We start from the raw sequence: 17,350 nt of genomic DNA, 5'->3' as shown, positions 1-17,350 counted from the left end.
CGTTGCCTCGGCGGCTCGCAGCGGGACGAACGTATGCGGACAAGGCGGTGGCGCGATGGACGGTTGTCCATCGCGCCACCAAAAGGGGTGAACGGTCGTAACTTTCCCGTGCGGACCGCGTTCGGTCGCGCTAAGAGATCAGAAGACAGCGCAACGTCACATCAGGAGGGCGCCGGGAGCTGCTGAAACGTCACGCCGACTCCAGCTCCCGCCGGGCTGCCCGGTGCCGGGCCGCGACCTCGGGGTCGAGCGCGGGTACGGCGGCGAGAAGTTGCCGGGTGTACGGGTCCTGGGGGCTGTCGTAGACCTCGTCGGCGGGTCCGGTCTCGACGATCAGGCCGCGCCGCATCACCGCGACCCGGTCGCTGACCTGACGGACGACGGCGAGGTCGTGTGCGACGAAGACGAGCGCCAGGCCGAGTTCCCGCTGGAGCTCGCCCAGCAGGGCGACGACCTGGGCCTGGGTGGTGACGTCCAGCGCGGAGACCGGCTCGTCGCAGACGATGACACGCGGGTCGGCCGCCAGCGCCCGCGCGATGCCCACGCGCTGGCGCTGACCACCGCTGAACTCGTGCGGATAGCGCTCGTAGTGCGCCCCTTCGAGCCCCACGCGCTCCAGCAGTTCGATCACGCGCCGCCGGATGCGCCCCTGATCCCTTTCGCCGCGCGCCCGGAGCGGATCGGCTATCGACTCGCCCACGCTGCGCCGGGGATTGAGGGACGACACCGGGTCCTGGAACACCATCTGGACGGCCGGCCGCACGCCCCTGCGCGCGCTCCCCTCGTAACGGACCTCTCCCGCGGTCGGCTCCAGCAGCCCGACCAGCATCCGGCCCAGCGTCGTCTTGCCGCTGCCGCTCTCGCCGACGACGCCGAGCGTCTCGCCCCGGTGGATGGTCAGCGACACGTCGTCGACGGCCGTGAACGCCGCCTTGCCGCGCCCGAATTCGCGCCGCAGGCCGGATGCCTCCAGCACGACCTCCCCGGACGCCTGTGAGGGCGCGCGTACCGCGTCCACGCGCGGGACGGCAAAGAGCAGTTCGCGCGTGTACGGCTGTGCGGGCGCCCCGAGCACGGCGGCGACCGGGCCCTGCTCGACCACGCGCCCGTGTCGCATGACGAGGACCTGGTCGACGCTCTCGGCGGCGACGCCCACGTCGTGCGTGACGAGCAGCAGGCCCATGCCGGTCTCCTCGCGCAGGGTGTGCAGCAGGTCGAGGATCTGGGCCTGGACGGTGACGTCGAGGGCGGTGGTGGGCTCGTCGGCGATCAGCAGGCCTGGCTCGCAGGCGAGCGCCATGGCGATCAGCGCGCGCTGGCGCATGCCGCCGCTGAACTCGTGCGGACGGGACCGGGACCGGCGCGGTGCGTCCGGGATGCCCACCCGGTCCAGCACCTCGACGGCACGCGCGCGAGCGGCCCGTCGCGACACGCGCGCGTGCACGCGGTACACCTCGGCGATCTGGTCGCCGATCGCGTGGTAAGGGTCGAGGGAGGACAGCGGGTCCTGGAAGACCATCGCCGCCCCGGCGCCGCGCAGCCGCCGCAGCTCCTCCTCGGAAGCGGCCTGCACGTCGGTGCCGGCGACCTCGATCGTGCCGCCGACCCGCGCCCCCGTGTCGCGATGCAGCCCGAGCAGGGCCGAGGCGACGGTGGACTTGCCGGAGCCGGACTCGCCGACCAGGGCGAGCGCGGCGCCCGCCGCCAGTTCGAAGGAGAGTCCGTCCACGGCCCGCAGGTCGCCGAACTCGACAGTCAGATCAGTGACTCGGACGAGACTCACGTCAGTACCACCCGTCGGTCGGCCACCGCGTACAGCACGTCCGCGACGGCGTTGGCGAGGACCACGAAGAAGCCGATGACCAGGACCATGCCGACCACGACGGGCAGGTCGACCACGGTGACGGCGTGGACGAGTTCCTGGCCGATGCCGGGCAGGCCGAAGAGGGTCTCGATCAGGACGGCGCCGCCCACGGCACTGCCGAAGTCGTTGGCGTTCAGGGCGATGATCGGCGCCAGGGCGCCGCGCAGGGCGTGCCGGCCGACGATCGACCGTTCGCCCACGCCATAGGCCCGGAAGGTCCGGATGTGGTCCTCGGCGAGCGTCTCCAGCATCGACGCCCGGGTCATCCGGGCGAAGTAGGCGGCCTCGGCGAGCGCGAGGGTGAACCACGGCAGCAGCAGGTTCCACGCCCACTGCTCGGGGTCGTCCGAGAAGGACACGTACTCCGGGAACGGCAGCAGCTCCAGTTGTCCGCAGATCACGATCATCAGGACGAGCCCGATGACGAAGACCGGCGTCGACATGCCCGCCAGGGTGAGCCCGGTGAGGGCGCGTTCGGTGAACCGGCCGCGCCGCCAGGCGGAGAGGATGCCGGTGCCGACGCCGAGGATCAGCCACAGCACCATGGCGCCGATCACCAGGGACAGGCTGACCGGCAGCTTGGTCAGGATGATCCGGGTGACCTGCTGGTCGCTCCGGTACGAGAGTCCGAGGCACGGCGCCGGGCAGTGCGCGACGGACGTGCCGGTCGAGTAGTCCTGGCCGGCGAAGATGCCCGACAGGAAGTGCCAGTACCGCAGGTACAGCGGGTCGTCGAGCCGGAGCTGCTGGGAGACCTGGTGCACCTGTTCCGGTGAGCAGCGCGGACCGCAGGTGATCTGGGCGACGTTGCCGGGGGTGACGTAGAAGACGACGTAGACGATCACCGAGATGGCCAGCAGGGTGATCACCGCGCCGACGGCACGGCGCAGCGCGAATCCGGCGAAGCCGGTCATGACCGGGCCTCCTTCGCGGTGGCCGCCTCCGTCGCGGTGGCCGCCTCCGTCGCGGTGGCCGCCTCCGTCGCGGTGGCCGCCTCCGTCGCGGTGGCCGCCTCCGTCGCGGTGGCCGTGTTCGCCTCCTGCTTGCGTCCGGTGCCCACGCGCAGCCGGGAGGCCGAGCGCGGGTCGAGGGCCGTGCGGATCCCGTCACCGAGGACGGTGAGCGCGAGCACGGTCAGGAACAGGGCTCCGGCCGGCAGCAGCAGGTACTGCGGGGCCGCCTGGTACCAGATGTTGGCGGAGGTCAGCATCTGTCCCCACGACGGGGTCGGGGGTTTCACGCCGACGCCGAGGAAGGACAGCGAGGCCTCGATGGAGATGTTCGCCGGCACCATGAGCGCGGCGTAGGTGATGACGGGCGCGGCGAGGCCGGGCAGCAGTTCCCGGCGGGCGATCCGCCAGGTGCTCCAGCCGCTGAGCCGCGCGGCGGCCACGTAGTCGAGGTTCTTCAGGGAGAGCGTCGCGGCCCGGCTGATCTTGCCGATGGTGCCCCAGGCGACGAACCCGATGATGAGCGAGACCAGGACCGGCCGCGGGAAGCTCGCGGGCACGACGGCCAGCAGCGCCAGCGCCATGATGATCAACGGCATGGCGACGATGATGTCGGTGACGCGGCTCAACAGTTGGTCAACCCACCGGTTGCCGAGCGCGGCCGTGACGCCCACGACGACACCGATGACGACCTGCACGGTGGTCGCGGCCAGCGCGACGCCCAGGGAGACCCGGGCCCCGTAGACCAGCCGCGCGAACAGGTCGCGCCCGGTCTGCGGTTCGACGCCGAGCCAGTGGTCGCCGCCGACGCCGCCGAAGGAGCCGACCGGGACGCCGCCGCGCGCGGAGTCGACGAGGGACGGGTGGTAGGTGGTCGGGTCCTGGCCCTCGATCGCGGTGAGCAGGGGCGCGGCGAGCGCGACCAGGACGAGCAGCGCGACGACGGCGGCCGCGACGAGGGCGGCGCGCTGGGTGCGCAGCCGCCGCCAGAACTGACGAGCCCCCGAGGCCCCCGAGGCGGGCGCCTCGGGGGCCTGGGTGGCGAGAAGTGCCTCGCTCACGGCGCTACTTCACCGCGACCTGGGAGATGTCCAGGACGCCGGTCCAGTCGCTGATCACGACGTTCCTGATGTCCTTGCCGACCAGTCGCTTGTAGACCGGGTGGAACAGCGGCACGGTGAGAGCCTGCGCGCCGATCTTCTCGTCCAGGGCGCCCCACCGCTTGGCGGCCGCGTCAAGGTCGGTCAACTTGTTGATCGCGTCAATCTCGGCATTGACCGAAGCATCGTTGAGCTGGGCAGAGTTGAAGTTCGAGCCGTCCTTGACGATCTGCCGGCCGTCGAAGATCGGGGCGAGGAAGGGGCCGCCGGAGGGCCAGTCGGCACCCCACGCGGCGAGGAAGAAGCCCGGCTCGGTCTTCACGTCGTGGATCGTGTCCGAGTAGTTGTTGTCCTCCAGTCCCTGGAGCCTGACCGTGATGCCGGCCTTCTTGAGGGCGTCCTGGATGGCGGTCGCGATCTCGGGGCTGGTCCTGAAGTTCTGGGCGTTGTCGTGGGTCAGCGTGACGGTGAGCCCGTTCGGGTAACCGGCCTCCTTCAGCAGCTCCTTGGCCTTGGCCGCGTTGCCGGTGGCGCCCGCCGGGAAGGGGTCGTACGGCGTGTAGCCGAAGGACTTCTGGTTGGGCAGGTACGTGGTGGCGGCCTCGGCCAGCGCGCTGCCGCCCGCCGCGTTGACCACGGACGACCGGTCGACCGCGTACGAGATCGCCTGCCGCACCTTGGGGTTGTCGAACGGCTTGACCTTCGGGTTGAACGCTATGTAGTTCGTGTAGCCGAAGTGCCCGGTGCCCACGCGCGAGGCGAGTTCCTTGTCGCCGGTCACCTTGGCGAGTTCGGCCGGGCCGAGGTTGGTGTCCGTGGTGACCGCGGAGGCGTCCGTCCCCTGGGAGGCCGACAGCCGCTGGTTGATCACCGCCGAGTCCAGCCCGGACTTGACGTCGATCTTGTCCGGGTAGGCCTTGCGCTGGTCGTCGACGGCCGCGGACCAGTAGGTGTTCCGTTCCAGGACCAGGTGCTCGCCGTCGTTCTCGTTCTTGACGACCTTGTAGGGGCCGGACGAGACCGGGTGCTCCTCGTACTTGGTGCCGGTGTCCTTGGCCTTCGGGACGGGCGTGAACTGCGTCTGGGTGGCCAGGTACGGGAACTCGCCCTCGGGCTTGTTCAGGTGGAAGACGATCGTGCGGCTGTCCGGTGTCTCGATCGCCGAGAGCCCCTTCCTGTCCTTGTACGGGCCCTGGTAGTCGGCGGCGCCCGCCAGCCAGTCCCGCAGGTAGGGCGCGCCGCCGGAGAGTTCGGGGGCGAAGGAGCGCTCGATGCCGTACTTGATGTCGGCGGACGTGATCGCCGTCCCGTCCTCGTACTTGAGGCCCTTCTTCAAGGTGTACGTCCACACGGTCGCGTTCTCGCTCGGGCGCCCGGTGTCGGTGGCCAGGTCGGGGACGACCTTGGCGCCGGCCGCGCCGTCGGCGCGGTTGCGGGTGGTGAGCGTACGGAAGACCAGGGAGGGCACGTTGCCGCCGCCGGAGGTGTACAGACGGGCGGGGTCGAAGTCCGACTGGGGGTCGGAGTTCAGGACCGCGAGCGTGCCGCCCTTGTGCGGCGTGGAGTCGCCACCGGAGCCCTTGGCATCGTTGTCCTTCGGGCCGCAGGAGACGGCGCCCGCTGCCACGACCAGGCTGACGGATGCCACGGCCATGCGGCGCGTTATGGCGGACGGTTGACGCATCGGAATGACGACCTCTCGGAAGGCGTGTCTCGATCGGTGAGACAGATTGACGAGGAGTGAGACGAAAGTGAACAGACGTCTGCCCGGGCGTCAGGTCGTCGAAAGAGCCGTGACCGGGTCACGGCAAAGGGAAGAGATCGCGACGCGAACGCCCAGGGGCGAGGGTCAGCGACAGTGGATGTCGGCCACGCAGAGCGCGGTCACGCCGATGAGCGCCAGCTCGATGGCGGCGCGCGCGGAGGCGTGAAGGGACGACATGCCCAGAAATATGTATGAACTTTCTGCCCATGTCAATGTGACGTATGAGCCACCTGTCAACTCTTGGGGAACGGCCAGGGGTTGGGCAGGCAGTGGATTCCGTCGTGGTCGAGGAACTTGGTCTGCTGCTGCATGACCGGCGCGAGAGCGCCGTCCTTGTCGCAGGTCACATGGCCGTGGCCGAGCCGGTGGCCGACCTCGTGGTTGATCAGCATCTGCCGGTAGGCGTGGATCTCGTCACCGTACGTCGCGCTGCCCCGCGCCCACCGGTACGCGTTGATCATGACGCGTTCCGTGGAGGCCGAGTCGCAGGACACGTTGTCCTCGGTAGTGTCGAGACCGGACTTGGCGCACCACTTGGCGGTGGTGCCGGGGCTGGCGAGGGTGATCACGAAGTCGGGCCTGCCGGAGGAGACGCGCGCGAAGGTACGGGCACCGTCGTGGGCCCAACTGCGCTCGTCGTTGAGCGTCTTCTGCACGGCCTCGGCGAACAGTTCCCCGTCCAGCCCCAGCCCCTCCTCCACGTCGACGCGGTAGGTGTACCTCTGCCCCTTGCCGGGCGCCTTTGCGGCCCCGGGGACGGCGTCGAACTTCCCGGACCCGGCCAGTCTGGCGCCGAGCGGGTACTTCTTGTCCATCGCCTGCTCGTACGAGAGCGTCGCCACGCGGGGCGAGGCGGAGACCGACGGTGTCGTACGGCCGTTGCCGCGGGAGGCGGAACCGTCGGTGATCCGTGCGTCGCCGGCGGCCGACTGCGACCGTACGGAGCCGTCACCGCTGTCGGCGACCTGCCCGGCGACGATCACCGCGAGCACGGTGGTGACGGCGGCGGCCGCGACGCCGGTGAGGGCCCGCCCCTTGCCGCTCCTGGGCTGTGCGGGTTCGCCGGTGGGCGGCGCGTCGTCATCGCCGTCGCCGTGGCCGCTCCCGTAGGGCTCGGAGGCGAGCGGGGACGCCTGCGGGCCGGAGCCGAGGCGCCCGGCGGCCGGACCGGAGTCGGGCGAGCGCGTCTGCGCACGCCGGCCGCCGACACCGGTCCCCGTGCCGGGGCGCGGCGTGAAGACGTCGACGTCCTCGGCGAAGGCGTCGACGTAGTCCTGCCGTGGCCCACCGGGCCCGCCTCGCCGCTGTCGCGGTACCGCCGCCCCGGCCGGCCCGGAGGCGGCGGCACCGGCCGGTCCGCCCACCTCGCCCCAGCCCCCGCCCGGCTCCCGCTGCTGGGGATGACCCCCGCGGGCCCGGGGCACACCGTGGGCGGGTGTCCCGTCGGCAAAGCGCGGCACACCGTGCGCCGGGGTGCCGTCGGGCAGCCGGGGCCCGCCGTGGGCCGGAGTGCCGTCCGGGAACCGGGACACCCCGCGCACGGGGGTGCCGTCGGGAGAGGGAGGCATGCCACGCGCGGGCGTGCCGTCCGGCAGACGTGGGAAACCTCCCCCGGGCGTGCCGTCCGGCAGGCGCCGGGACTCCGCGGGGGTGCCCCGGGCCGGGCGCGGTACCCGTCCGGTGCCTTCGCGTTCGGCCGGCCCCGGCTCCCTGTTCCGGGCCGCTCTTATGTCACTTGTGTCGGCGGCGTCGCCCTTGGGCGCCGGACCGCGGCGGCTGTGACGTCCCACCCGGCCCTCAGCTCCCCGCGCCCGGCGCGCCCGCTCCGGCGCCCGACTCGTCGGCCTGCGCGAGGAGTTCACGGAACGCCCCGGCGACCGTCTCCGGATACTCCATCATCGCCACGTGCCCGGCGTCCGGCATGGACAGCAGCCGGGAGTGGCGGAAGCTGCGTGCGGCCTTCCGGGCCATGCGGTAGCCGACCAGCTGGTCGCGGCCGCCGTAGATCAGCAGGGTCGGGGCGAGGACGCGCTCGGCCTGACGCCAGAGCCCGTGCTGGCCGCCCAGGGTGTAGGCGTTGACGATCCCGCGCGCGGACCGCGCCATCGCGTCCCAGAAATACGGCAGCCGCAGCCGCCGTTCCAGCTCCTCCACCGCGTACTCGAACGCCTCGGGCGTGACCCGGCCGGGGTCGCCGTAGCAGAGGGCCAGCACGCCCCGTACCCGCTGTTCGGCGGTCCACTTGCCGGTCGTGCGGGTGAGCAGTCCGGCGACGCCGGGCAGGCCGAGCAGCACCGTCGGCACGGCCGTGCGCTGCACCCACAGCTCGGGCAGGGCCGGTGAGACGAGCGTGAGTGTGCGGACCAGGTCGGGACGGACGGCGGCGACGCGGGTGCTGACCGCCCCGCCGAGCGAGTTGCCGAAGAGATGGACCGGGCCGCGGCCGAACGCGTCGAGGTAGCGGATGATCGCGCGCGCGTGCCCGGTGACCGAGTAGTCGCCGTCGTCCGGTGGCGGGGAGTCGCCGAAGCCTGGCAGGTCGACCGCCTCGCCGTCCACGACGCCTTCGAGTCGCTGCATCAGGACCGACCAGTTCTGCGAGGAGCCGCCGAGCCCGTGGACGAACAGGGCCGACGGCAGGCCCGGTCGCACAGGAGGCCTGGACCTGATCGTGAGGGTGACGCCGGGCAGCCCCACCGACCGCAGCCGCTCGCCCTCCGCGACTCTGACAGCCGTCGCCTTCGGGAGCACGCTGGTGGGCGGCACTGACGGCAGCTCGGTCGAAGACATGGGCCAATGTTACGAGACGATCACACCGTGGTTCGTGTGTTCGCCGTCACAGGGCCGCCGCGGCGGGCCGCGGGTCCCCGCACCGTCCGCCGACGGCCCGTCGGCGACCGCCCGGCAGGCCGTGGGGCCGGCCGGCCACTGCATAGCGTCCGCATCCGGTGTCTCCTACTCTCATAAAGAGGGCACCCGTTTATGGCCCCCTGCTTCTGACAGGGACATTCGATGGAAGGGAGCCCACCATGGCCTTTGAACCCACCGACCCCGACGTGCTCGACGATCTGCAGCCGGAGGAGGAGCAGGACGCCCCGGAGATCGACGTCGAGGCCCCGGAGAGCGACGCAGCCGAGCAGCACACGGACGTCACGCCGTCCCACGACGACCCGCTCACCGGTGTGGACGACGACCGCGCGAACGAGGCCGATCTCATCGAACAGGCGCGCGTGGTCTCCCTTGACGAGGACGACTACCGCTGACCGCGCGGGCCCCGGCGGGCCCACCTGGCCTGTCCGCATTTCCCGGTGCGGCTTTCGCCGCCGTCCGGTACGTGAAATTCTGCGCTCGCACCGCGCACAGCACGGTTACCGAAAAGTACGATGGCCGGGCGGCGTAATCCGCATGTGGACGATTTTGGGAGGCGGCGTGACAGCCATCGAGCAGACAGAGGCGGCGCGCCCGCGGGGCACGCGCCTGCCGCGCCGTGCCCGTCGGAACCAGTTGCTGGGCGCCGCCCAGGAAGTTTTCGTCGCGCAGGGCTACCACGCGGCCGCGATGGACGACATCGCCGAACGCGCGGGGGTCAGCAAGCCGGTGCTCTACCAGCACTTCCCGGGCAAGCTCGACCTCTACCTGGCTCTGCTGGACCAGCACTGCGACGCCCTGATCCAGGCGGTGCGCAGCGCGCTCGCGTCGACGACCGACAACAAGCAGCGCGTCCGGGCGACCATGGACGCGTACTTCGCGTACGTCGAGGACGACGGCGGCGCCTTCCGTCTCGTCTTCGAGTCCGACCTGACGAACGAGCCGGCGGTACGCGAGCGCGTCGACAAGGTCACCACCGAGTGCGCCGAGGCGATCTGCGACGTGATCGCCGAGGACACCGGCCTGTCGCGGGCCGAGTCGACGCTGCTGGCCTCCGGCCTCGGCGGCCTCGCCCAGGTGGTGGCGCGCTCCTGGCTGCACAGCGACCGCAGCGTCCCGCGCGACCAGGCGGTGCAGTTGCTCGCCTCGCTGGCGTGGCGGGGCATCGCCGGTTTCCCGCTGCACGGCACCGACCACCACTGAGGCGTCATGGACCGGTGGGCACGGCATTCCCGTTCGCTGTTCGCTCCTGGCGTGCCCGCCCACAGCGTGTACGTCCCCTCACCGGGCTAATGTGTGCTGCGTACGGCGCGGAAGGCCGCGCACTTCACTGACCGTCGGAGGGACATAGCCGTGGAGGTCAAGATCGGCGTGCAGCACGCGCCCCGCGAGATCGTGCTGGAGAGCGGTCTGAACGCCGAGGAGGTCGAGCGCCTCGTCGCCGACGCCCTGGCCGGCAAGTCGCAGGTGCTGTCCCTGGAGGACGAGCGCGGCCGCAAGGTACTGGTCCCGACGGACCGCCTGGCGTACATCGAGCTCGGCGAGCCGACGGTGCGCAAGGTGGGCTTCAGCGCGGTCTAGCCACAGCGGCACGGAGGGGCCCGGCGCAGGTGTGTCCGCCGGGCCCCTCCGTCGTGTCCGGTCTCCACATCCGGTCCACAAGTCACCCACAGGGGAGGATTGCATTCCGCAGGTCACGGGTATGACGGCCTACGACCGTGAAGTACCGGCCGGCCGTGGGAGGGACCCCTCGTGATGCTGCTGGAAGTCCTAGGATCCGCACTGCTCGGCGTGGCCCTGTCGTGGGCCGCGGCCAGCCGCCTTTCCCACCGTCTTCCGGCTCGTCCTCTGGTGTTCTCGACGGGTGTCGCGGGAGCCCTCTTCGGCGACTTCGTCACCCACAGCGCGCTCGGCCCCGGCACCGTCCTGGTGAGCCTTCTGGGAGCCGCGATCGTCGCGGCGGCGTCCCTCTCGCTGCTGCTCCGCCCGGCGGGCCGCCATCTGCGCCGACGATCGATCCCGGCGTGAGCACGCCGACGGAGCGCGCGGAACTGCGCGACCGGTGACCCCGCGGCCGCGCAACTCCCCCTGGATCCAGCCCCGCAGGGTCAGGCGGCCAGGCCCAGCGCAGCCATCCGCTTCGTGTGCGCCTCGGTGATCCGCGAGAACATCCGCCCCACCTCGGCGAGATCGAACCCGTCGGCCACCCCGCCCACCAGCATGGTCGACAGCGCGTCACGGTCGGCGACCACCCGCTGGGACTGCGACAGCGCCTCGCCCATCAGCCGCCGCGCCCACAGGGCCAGCCGGCCGCCCACGCGGGGGTCGGCGTCGATGGCCGCCCGCACCCTGTCCACCGCGAACCCGGCATGTCCCGTGTCGTCGAGCACGGCCAGCACCAGCTCGCGCGTGTCCGTGTCCAGCCGGGCCGCGACCTCCCGGTAGAAGTCACTGGCGATCGAGTCGCCGACGTACGCCTTGACCAGGCCTTCCAGCCAGTCCGACGGGGCGGTCTGCCGGTGGAAGCCGTCGAGGGCCGCGACGAACGGCTCCATCGCCTGCGTCGCGTCCTCGCCGATCTCCGTCAGCCGGTTCCGCAACCGCTCGAAGTGCTGGAACTCGGCCGACGCCATCTTCGCCAGCTCGGCCTTGTCCACCAGCGAGGGCGCCAGCTTGGCGTCCTCCGCGAGGCGCTCGAACGCGGCGAGCTCGCCGTACGCGAGGGCGCCGAGCAGGTCCACGACCGCGGCACGGTACTGCGGGTCGGCGGCCGCCCGCGCCCAGTCCTGGGCGGCGACACCGGTCGGTTCGGCGGAGGCGGTCTCAGGCTTGTCAGAGCTCGTCATGAAGCGCACAATAGCCCGCCCGCGGCCCCCGGGAACCCCCGGGAAGGCTCACGGAACCCTGGGGCATGCCCCGGGAAGTCCCCCGACAAGTCGGCGTGAAGTCGCTGGTCAGCCACTGCGACTACCACGACGTGACCGAATCGGCCATCGCATGTGCACGATTCCGGGGTATGGTGGTAATGCGCCTGCTGGTACGCCGTCGTATTCGGACGTATCTCGACAGGCCGCACGTATGAGGATGCCCGGTCGGTGGCCCGATCGGCTCCGACCCGACAGCCCTCCCGGCGCGTACGGCACATCGCGTACGACGACCGGAGGGACACCTCAGCGGTACGAGCGCTCGAGCGTCGGCAGAGGTCCCGTGTCATACGGCGTGCCCCACACGGCCCGCCCGTAAGGCAGCCGACGTCCCCCGGCACGGTCCGTCAAAGACCCCCGCGCTCGCCTCGGACCGCGACACACAGAAGAGGCAGCACCCTGACTACGACGTTTCGTGAACTCGGAATCCTTCCCGAGACCGCCGAGGCCCTGGAAGCCGTCGGCATCATCACCCCCTTCCCCATCCAGGAGATGACACTCCCGGTCGCCCTCTCCGGCACCGACGTCATCGGCCAGGCCAAGACCGGCACCGGCAAGACCCTCGGCTTCGGTCTGCCGCTCCTGGAGCGCGTGACCGTCCCTGCCGACGTGGAGGCCGGACGCGCCACCCCCGAGGCCCTCACCGACGCCCCGCAGGCGCTCGTCGTCGTCCCCACGCGCGAGCTGTGCACCCAGGTGACCAACGACCTGCTGACGGCCGGCAAGGTCCGTAACGTGCGCGTGCTCGCCATCTACGGCGGCCGGGCCTACGAGCCGCAGGTCGAGGCCCTGAAGAAGGGCGTCGACGTGGTCGTCGGCACCCCGGGCCGGCTGCTGGACCTCGCGGGCCAGAAGAAGCTCAACCTGAAGCACATCAAGTCGCTCGTCCTCGACGAGGCCGACGAGATGCTCGACCTGGGCTTCCTGCCCGACGTCGAGAAGATCATCAACATGCTTCCGGCCAGGCGCCAGACCATGCTGTTCTCGGCGACCATGCCGGGCGCGGTCATCGGCCTCGCCCGCCGGTACATGAGCCAGCCCACCCACATCCGCGCCACCGCGCCGGACGACACGGGCGCGACCGTCGCGAACATCGCGCAGTTCGTCTACCGCGCGCACTCCATGGACAAGCCGGAGATGATCGCCCGCATCCTCCAGTCCGAGGGCCGCGGACTGGCGATGATCTTCTGCCGCACCAAGCGCACCGCCGCCGACATCGCCGAGCAGCTCCAGCGCCGTGGTTTCGCCTCCGGCGCCGTCCACGGCGACCTGGGCCAGGGCGCCCGCGAGCAGGCGCTGCGCGCGTTCCGCAACGGCAAGGTGGACGTCCTCGTCTGCACCGACGTCGCCGCGCGCGGCATCGACGTCGAAGGCGTCACCCACGTCATCAACTACCAGTCCCCCGAGGACGAGAAGACGTATCTGCACCGGGTGGGCCGCACCGGCCGCGCGGGCGCCTCGGGCACGGCGATCACCTTCGTCGACTGGGACGACATCCCGCGCTGGCAGCTCATCAACAAGGCGCTGGAGCTCGGCTTCCACGACCCGGTGGAGACGTACTCGACCTCCCCGCACTTCTTCGAGGAGCTGAAGATCCCGGCCGGCACCAAGGGTGTCCTGCCGCGTTCGGAGCGCACCCGCGCCGGGCTCGACGCGGAGGAGCTGGAGGACCTGGGCGAGACCGGCGGCCGTGGTGGCCGCGGTCGCGGTGGCCGGGGCGACCGGAACGACCGCGGTGACCGGAACGAGGCCCGTTCCGAGGAGCGCGAGCGTCCGGCCCGTACCCCCCGCCGCCGCCGTCGTACCCGCGCCGGCACGTCGATGGACCCGGCGGCCGGTACGCCGTCCGCGACCCCGTCCGCGGAGTCCGCGTCCCCCGCCGCCGAGTCCGTCACGGCGTCGGAGCCCGCGGGCACCCGCACCCCGCGCCGTCGCCGTCGTACGCGCGCCGGGGCGGCACCGGAGCCGGTGGCGGCCGCGGCCGCCACCCCGCAGCCCGTGACGCCCGAGGCGGTCGTGGAGACCGTCGAGGCCGTCGTGGAGGCCGTCGCTCCGGAGAAGCCTCGTCGCCGTCGGACCCGCAAGTCCGCGGAGGCCGCGGTGACGCCGGCCGAGGTCGTCGAGGTCACGGAGGCTCCGCAGGAGACCGCCGAGACCGTCCAGGCCGTCGAGGCCGTCGAGGCCGTCGAGGCCGTCGAGGCCGTCGAGGCGCCGGTGACACCGGCCCGCCGCCGTACCCGCAAGGCCGCCGCGCCGGCCGAGGCGGCGGTGACCGTGGCCGAGCCCGAGGTCACAGAGGAGCCGAAGCCGCGCCGGACCCGCAGGACGGCAGCCGCCGCCGAAACGGCTGTGGACACCGCCGAAGCCGTCGAGGCCAAGCCCCGCCGCACCCGCAAGACCGCGGCCGCCGCTCCGGCGACGGCCGAGGCCGCCGAGGCCACGACGGAGACGGAAGCCGCCAAGCCCCGCCGCACCCGCAAGACGGCAGCCGCCGCCGAAACGGCTGTGGACACCGCCGAGGCCGCCGAGGCCAAGCCCCGCCGCACCCGCAAGACCGCGGCCGCCGCCGGTGCGGAGATTCCGGCGCAGGCCAGCGAGGAGCCGGAGGTCAAGCCGAGGCGTCGTACCACCCGCAAGGCGGCCGAGTCCGTCGAGGCGGCCGGTGTCGCTGACGCGGCCGACGCGGAGGCGAAGCCGAAGGCCCGCCGGACCCGGAAGGCCGCCGCGGCGGCTCCCGAGGCCTGAGCACGTCACCGGACGGCCCGGTCCACCCTGTGTGGGCCGGGCCGTCCGGCGTTCCCGGGGCCCACCTGCCGTTCGCCGCCGGATAACCTCTCCCCATGAGCAGGCCTCGCACCTTTGTCCCGCCCGACGGTGCCCGCGCGTACGCGCTCGCCACCGCACGTGGTGAGTTCGCCGTCATCGACGCGCCCGTGGCTGCCGGGGCCGGGTCCAAGGGGACCGCGCTGCTGCTGCCCGGGTTCACCGGCAGCAAGGAGGACTTCAACCCGCTGCTCGAGGCACTGGGTGCGCGCGGATACCGGACCGTCGCCGTCGACGGGCGTGGACAGTTCGAGTCGGACGGCCCGGAACACGACGAATCGGCCTACGCCCAGGAGGAGTTGGCGCGCGACGTACTGGCGCAGGCGGCAGTGGTCGGCGACGGACGGCCCGTGCATCTGCTGGGGCACTCCCTCGGCGGTCAGATCGCGCGCGCGGCCGTGCTCCTCGACCACACGCCGTTCCGCTCGCTGACGCTGATGTCCTCGGGCCCGGCGCAGATCTCCGTCCCCCAGCAGCAGCGGGTGAAGCTGCTGAGGGACGCGCTCGCGGTGCTCCCGATGGCCGAGGTGTGGGAGGCCATGCAGGCCATGGAAGCACCGGAGGAACTCGAAGAGGGCGGCGTGGAGGACCGGGCGGACCAGGAGGACCAGGCGGACCTGCGGCGCCGCTGGCTGGGCAACAAACCGGCCCAACTCCTCGCCGCCGGACGCCAGTTGTGCGTCGAGCCGGACCGCGTCGACGAACTCGTCGCCGTACCGCTGCCGTTCCACGTGCTGTCGGGGGCGCGGGACGACACCTGGCCGGTGCCGCTGCTGGACGACATGGCGTCGCGGCTGCGCGCGCACCGGACGGTCGTCGAGGGTGCCGAGCACTCCCCCAACACCGACCGGCCGGCCCCCACCGCCGAGGCGATCGCCGCCTTCTGGGACGGCGCGAACGGCTAGTCGCCTACCGTCCCCCGCTAGTACTGCGTCTGAAGGTGCTCCCAGAAGCCGTCACGGAGGGCCCGGCGCAGGTCGGCCTGGCCGCGCAGGGAGTACTGGAGCATGCCCTCGGCCTCGACGAGGAGGTCCTGGTCGACCGGGCCCGGCAGATAGGGATGCCCGGGCAGCAGCTCGACGAGCGCCTCGCTGCCCCGCGAGGAGAGCCACTTCGCGGCGATCTGCGCGCCGACGAAACGGACGTCCTCACGACTGGGCCTGGTGCCGCCGGCCTCGTAGGCGTGGGCGGTGCGCCGGGCGACGTAGGGCTTGAAGAACTCGAGGTCCAGGGTGCGCTGGCTGTCGACCTCCCAGAGCAGCGGCTCGGCCTGGTTGCGGCCCTCGGGGGCTTCGATGCCCCACAGGTGGACACGGGCGCCGTAGCCCTGGGCCGCCTCGACCGCGGAGACCAGGTCCTCGTCACCGCCGAGCAGGGCCGCGTCGCTGATGGCGCGATGCCGGGCGAGTGACTCCAGGTCCGTACGGATCAGGGAGTCGACGCCCTTCTGCTGGTTGTTGGCGTTGAGGTTGCCGAGCCGGACCTTGACGTCGGGCAGTTCGGCGATGGTCTGCTGCTCGGCCGTGTGGATGCGGCGGCGGGCGCCGTCGTACCAGTAGACGCGCAGCAGCCTGCTGTCCGCGAAGATCTGGCGTGCCTTGTCGATGAGCGCCTCGATCAGCCCCTCGGCGTCGAGGTCGAAGGCGCGGCGGTCCTCCGTCCCGGCGACGAGCCGGCCCGTGGCCGCGTAGAGGTAACCCGCGTCGACGAAGATCGCGTGCGTCGAAGGGGTCTTCGCCACTTCGGCGAGCATGCGGGTGAGCAGCTCGTTCGTGCGATCGATGCGGGCCTGGAGTGCGGCGAGGTCGTCGTTCATCGCCTCCATTGTCCCGGCGGTCACGCTGCGAACACAACCGGTCCCGGTCAGTCTCCCACAGGTCTCTTACCGGTCGGTAATTAGGCGTTCGAAAATTTTCTTTAGCCAAGGGAATGTTTGTAACACGCAAGCCGTTCAATGAGAGGAACACGCGAGGAAGGGAGAGGCTGATGCGCTTCGAGATCAGGCGACTGGACGAAGTCGACGGCACCACCGTGGACTGCACTGTCGTGGACGCCGCCTCCGTCAACAGGATCGTCCAGCAGGCCGCCGCCATCGGGCAGCGCCTGTGGATCCGGCCGGCCGAGAACCAGGCTTCGTAACGGGACACGAGTCCCGAGCCACGGCGCACCACGCGCCACGCACCGCAACTGAGCGACAAACGACGAGACACCACGAGCCACGAGACACGACGAGAAGCACTGACGCGCGGAGTACCGCAAAGTCTTCGGAACCCCCGCACGGCACGAGGCCGTGCGGGGGTTCCGCGTCTGTCCGCCCTTCCCGGCGCCGTCCCGCCGGCTCAGCCGCCCTTGATCACCTGGGTGACGCCGTTGATGATCTGCTGCACGGCGATCGCGGAGAGCATCATGCCCGCGAGCCGCGTCACCAGGACCACGCCACCGTCCTTGATGACCCGGATGATCAGGAGCGAATACCGCATCACCAGCCACAGCACGACGTGGATGGCGAGGATCGCGGCCCACACGGACACCTGGGCGGAGACGCTGTCCGCCTTCTGTACGGCGAGGATGACCGACACGATCGCGCCGGGCCCCGCCAGCAGCGGCATGCCCAGGGGTACCAGTGCCACGTTGACGTCCTTGGTCTGCTTCGGCTCGTCGTTCTTGCCGGTGAGCAGGTCGAGGGCGATCAGCAGGAGCAGCAGGCCGCCCGAGATCATCAGCGCGGGCACGGAGACGTGCAGGTAGTCGAGGATCTGGTGTCCCAGGAGCCCGAAGACGGTGATCACCCCACCCGCCACGCAGACGGCCTGGAAGGCCATCCGCCGCTGTACCTTGCCGGGCCGGCCGGAGGTGAGGGCGAGGAAGATCGGGGTGATCCCGGGGGGATCCATGATGACGAACAGGGTCAGGAAGAGGGAGCCGAAGACGGCGACGTCGAACATGCGTGAGCCTTGTGCGTAGGGCGGCACCGCGGCGGTCGCGCCGAGGGCCGGTGAGGGTCACCGCGCGGGCGGGCACAGCCCAGGAGCGGGCGAGCCCGGCCTGCCGCACGG

General features: G+C 71.6%; 17 protein-coding genes. 7 read left to right on the top strand and 10 right to left on the bottom strand.

Translation table 11 applies throughout. The annotated features are described in order from the left end of the window. Positions 1 to 190 precede the first annotated feature (190 nt). The 7 genes from ACFXI4_RS17080 to ACFXI4_RS17050 all read right to left on the bottom strand — a co-directional run bounded on the left by ACFXI4_RS17080 (position 191) and on the right by ACFXI4_RS17050 (position 8,469). Entirely contained in the window at positions 191 to 1,783 is a 1,593-nt protein-coding gene (locus ACFXI4_RS17080; protein ID WP_384991290.1) for a dipeptide ABC transporter ATP-binding protein, read from the bottom strand. Then, a complete protein-coding gene (locus ACFXI4_RS17075; protein WP_384991287.1) occupies positions 1,780 to 2,778 on the bottom strand; it encodes an ABC transporter permease in 999 nt (332 codons plus the stop codon). Before ACFXI4_RS17075 ends, ACFXI4_RS17080 begins: the two co-directional genes overlap by 4 nt. Continuing rightward, the gene (locus tag ACFXI4_RS17070) at positions 2,775 to 3,875 is read right to left on the bottom strand and encodes an ABC transporter permease (RefSeq protein ID WP_384991284.1); all 1,101 of its coding nucleotides are present in this window, start codon (positions 3,873 to 3,875) and stop codon (positions 2,775 to 2,777) included. Before ACFXI4_RS17070 ends, ACFXI4_RS17075 begins: the two co-directional genes overlap by 4 nt. A 4-nt stretch (positions 3,876 to 3,879) precedes the next feature. Beyond that, on the bottom strand, positions 3,880 to 5,598 hold the full coding sequence (locus tag ACFXI4_RS17065; RefSeq protein WP_384991281.1) for an ABC transporter substrate-binding protein: 1,719 nt from the start codon (positions 5,596 to 5,598) through the stop codon (positions 3,880 to 3,882). Between the two features lie 165 nt (positions 5,599 to 5,763). Next, positions 5,764 to 5,856 carry an Ms4533A family Cys-rich leader peptide gene (locus tag ACFXI4_RS17060; RefSeq protein ID WP_351321593.1) on the bottom strand — a complete coding sequence of 31 codons (93 nt, stop codon included), beginning with the start codon at positions 5,854 to 5,856 and terminating at the stop codon, positions 5,764 to 5,766. 56 nt (positions 5,857 to 5,912) lie between these two features. Then, a complete protein-coding gene (locus ACFXI4_RS17055) occupies positions 5,913 to 7,469 on the bottom strand; it encodes a DUF3152 domain-containing protein (RefSeq protein ID WP_384991279.1) in 1,557 nt (518 codons plus the stop codon). A 7-nt stretch (positions 7,470 to 7,476) separates the two neighbouring features. Next, a complete protein-coding gene (locus ACFXI4_RS17050) occupies positions 7,477 to 8,469 on the bottom strand; it encodes an alpha/beta fold hydrolase (RefSeq protein WP_384991277.1) in 993 nt (330 codons plus the stop codon). A 239-nt stretch (positions 8,470 to 8,708) separates the two neighbouring features. Here ACFXI4_RS17050 and ACFXI4_RS17045 point away from each other — a divergent pair, with 239 nt between their 5' ends. The 4 genes from ACFXI4_RS17045 to ACFXI4_RS17030 all read left to right on the top strand — a co-directional run bounded on the left by ACFXI4_RS17045 (position 8,709) and on the right by ACFXI4_RS17030 (position 10,575). After that, positions 8,709 to 8,942 carry a hypothetical protein gene (locus tag ACFXI4_RS17045; RefSeq protein WP_384991275.1) on the top strand — a complete coding sequence of 78 codons (234 nt, stop codon included), beginning with the start codon at positions 8,709 to 8,711 and terminating at the stop codon, positions 8,940 to 8,942. A gap of 166 nt (positions 8,943 to 9,108) precedes the next feature. Further along, positions 9,109 to 9,750 (top strand): TetR/AcrR family transcriptional regulator, encoded by a 642-nt coding sequence (locus tag ACFXI4_RS17040; protein ID WP_362725633.1) that lies wholly within the window; start codon positions 9,109 to 9,111, stop codon positions 9,748 to 9,750. A 150-nt stretch (positions 9,751 to 9,900) separates the two neighbouring features. After that, positions 9,901 to 10,128, top strand: coding sequence for a DUF3107 domain-containing protein (locus ACFXI4_RS17035; protein WP_046730492.1), 228 nt, complete (start codon positions 9,901 to 9,903; stop codon positions 10,126 to 10,128). Between the two features lie 174 nt (positions 10,129 to 10,302). Then, complete coding sequence (locus ACFXI4_RS17030) at positions 10,303 to 10,575, top strand: hypothetical protein (protein WP_362725636.1); 273 nt, start codon at positions 10,303 to 10,305, stop codon at positions 10,573 to 10,575. Positions 10,576 to 10,655: 80 nt separating this feature from the next. On the opposite strand, the gene ACFXI4_RS17025 is transcribed toward ACFXI4_RS17030, so the two are convergent. Further along, on the bottom strand, positions 10,656 to 11,402 hold the full coding sequence (locus ACFXI4_RS17025) for a ferritin-like fold-containing protein (protein ID WP_384991272.1): 747 nt from the start codon (positions 11,400 to 11,402) through the stop codon (positions 10,656 to 10,658). 561 nt (positions 11,403 to 11,963) lie between these two features. On the opposite strand from ACFXI4_RS17025, the gene ACFXI4_RS17020 reads away from it, so the two are divergent. Together ACFXI4_RS17020 and ACFXI4_RS17015 are read left to right on the top strand one after the other, a co-directional pair. Continuing rightward, positions 11,964 to 14,216 carry a DEAD/DEAH box helicase gene (locus ACFXI4_RS17020; RefSeq protein ID WP_384991269.1) on the top strand — a complete coding sequence of 751 codons (2,253 nt, stop codon included), beginning with the start codon at positions 11,964 to 11,966 and terminating at the stop codon, positions 14,214 to 14,216. Between the two features lie 95 nt (positions 14,217 to 14,311). Then, positions 14,312 to 15,199, top strand: a complete 888-nt coding sequence (locus ACFXI4_RS17015) for an alpha/beta fold hydrolase (protein ID WP_384991267.1) — start codon at positions 14,312 to 14,314, stop codon at positions 15,197 to 15,199. A 17-nt stretch (positions 15,200 to 15,216) separates the two neighbouring features. On the opposite strand, the gene ACFXI4_RS17010 is transcribed toward ACFXI4_RS17015, so the two are convergent. Then, a complete protein-coding gene (locus ACFXI4_RS17010) occupies positions 15,217 to 16,119 on the bottom strand; it encodes an NYN domain-containing protein (protein ID WP_362730512.1) in 903 nt (300 codons plus the stop codon). 161 nt (positions 16,120 to 16,280) lie between these two features. Here ACFXI4_RS17010 and ACFXI4_RS17005 point away from each other — a divergent pair, with 161 nt between their 5' ends. Next, positions 16,281 to 16,433: a hypothetical protein gene (locus ACFXI4_RS17005; RefSeq protein WP_351704745.1), complete on the top strand. Its 153-nt coding sequence runs from the start codon at positions 16,281 to 16,283 to the stop codon at positions 16,431 to 16,433. A 200-nt stretch (positions 16,434 to 16,633) separates the two neighbouring features. On the opposite strand, the gene ACFXI4_RS17000 is transcribed toward ACFXI4_RS17005, so the two are convergent. Continuing rightward, a complete protein-coding gene (locus ACFXI4_RS17000) occupies positions 16,634 to 17,239 on the bottom strand; it encodes a MarC family protein (protein ID WP_362729160.1) in 606 nt (201 codons plus the stop codon). Positions 17,240 to 17,350: the final 111 nt, after the last annotated feature.

It is taken from the genome of Streptomyces sp. NPDC059224 (genome assembly GCF_042754285.1).
Lineage (GTDB): Bacteria > Actinomycetota > Actinomycetes > Streptomycetales > Streptomycetaceae > Streptomyces.
The sequence above is the reverse complement of the archived record's forward strand: the minus strand, read 5'-3'. Positions and strand labels throughout refer to the sequence as shown.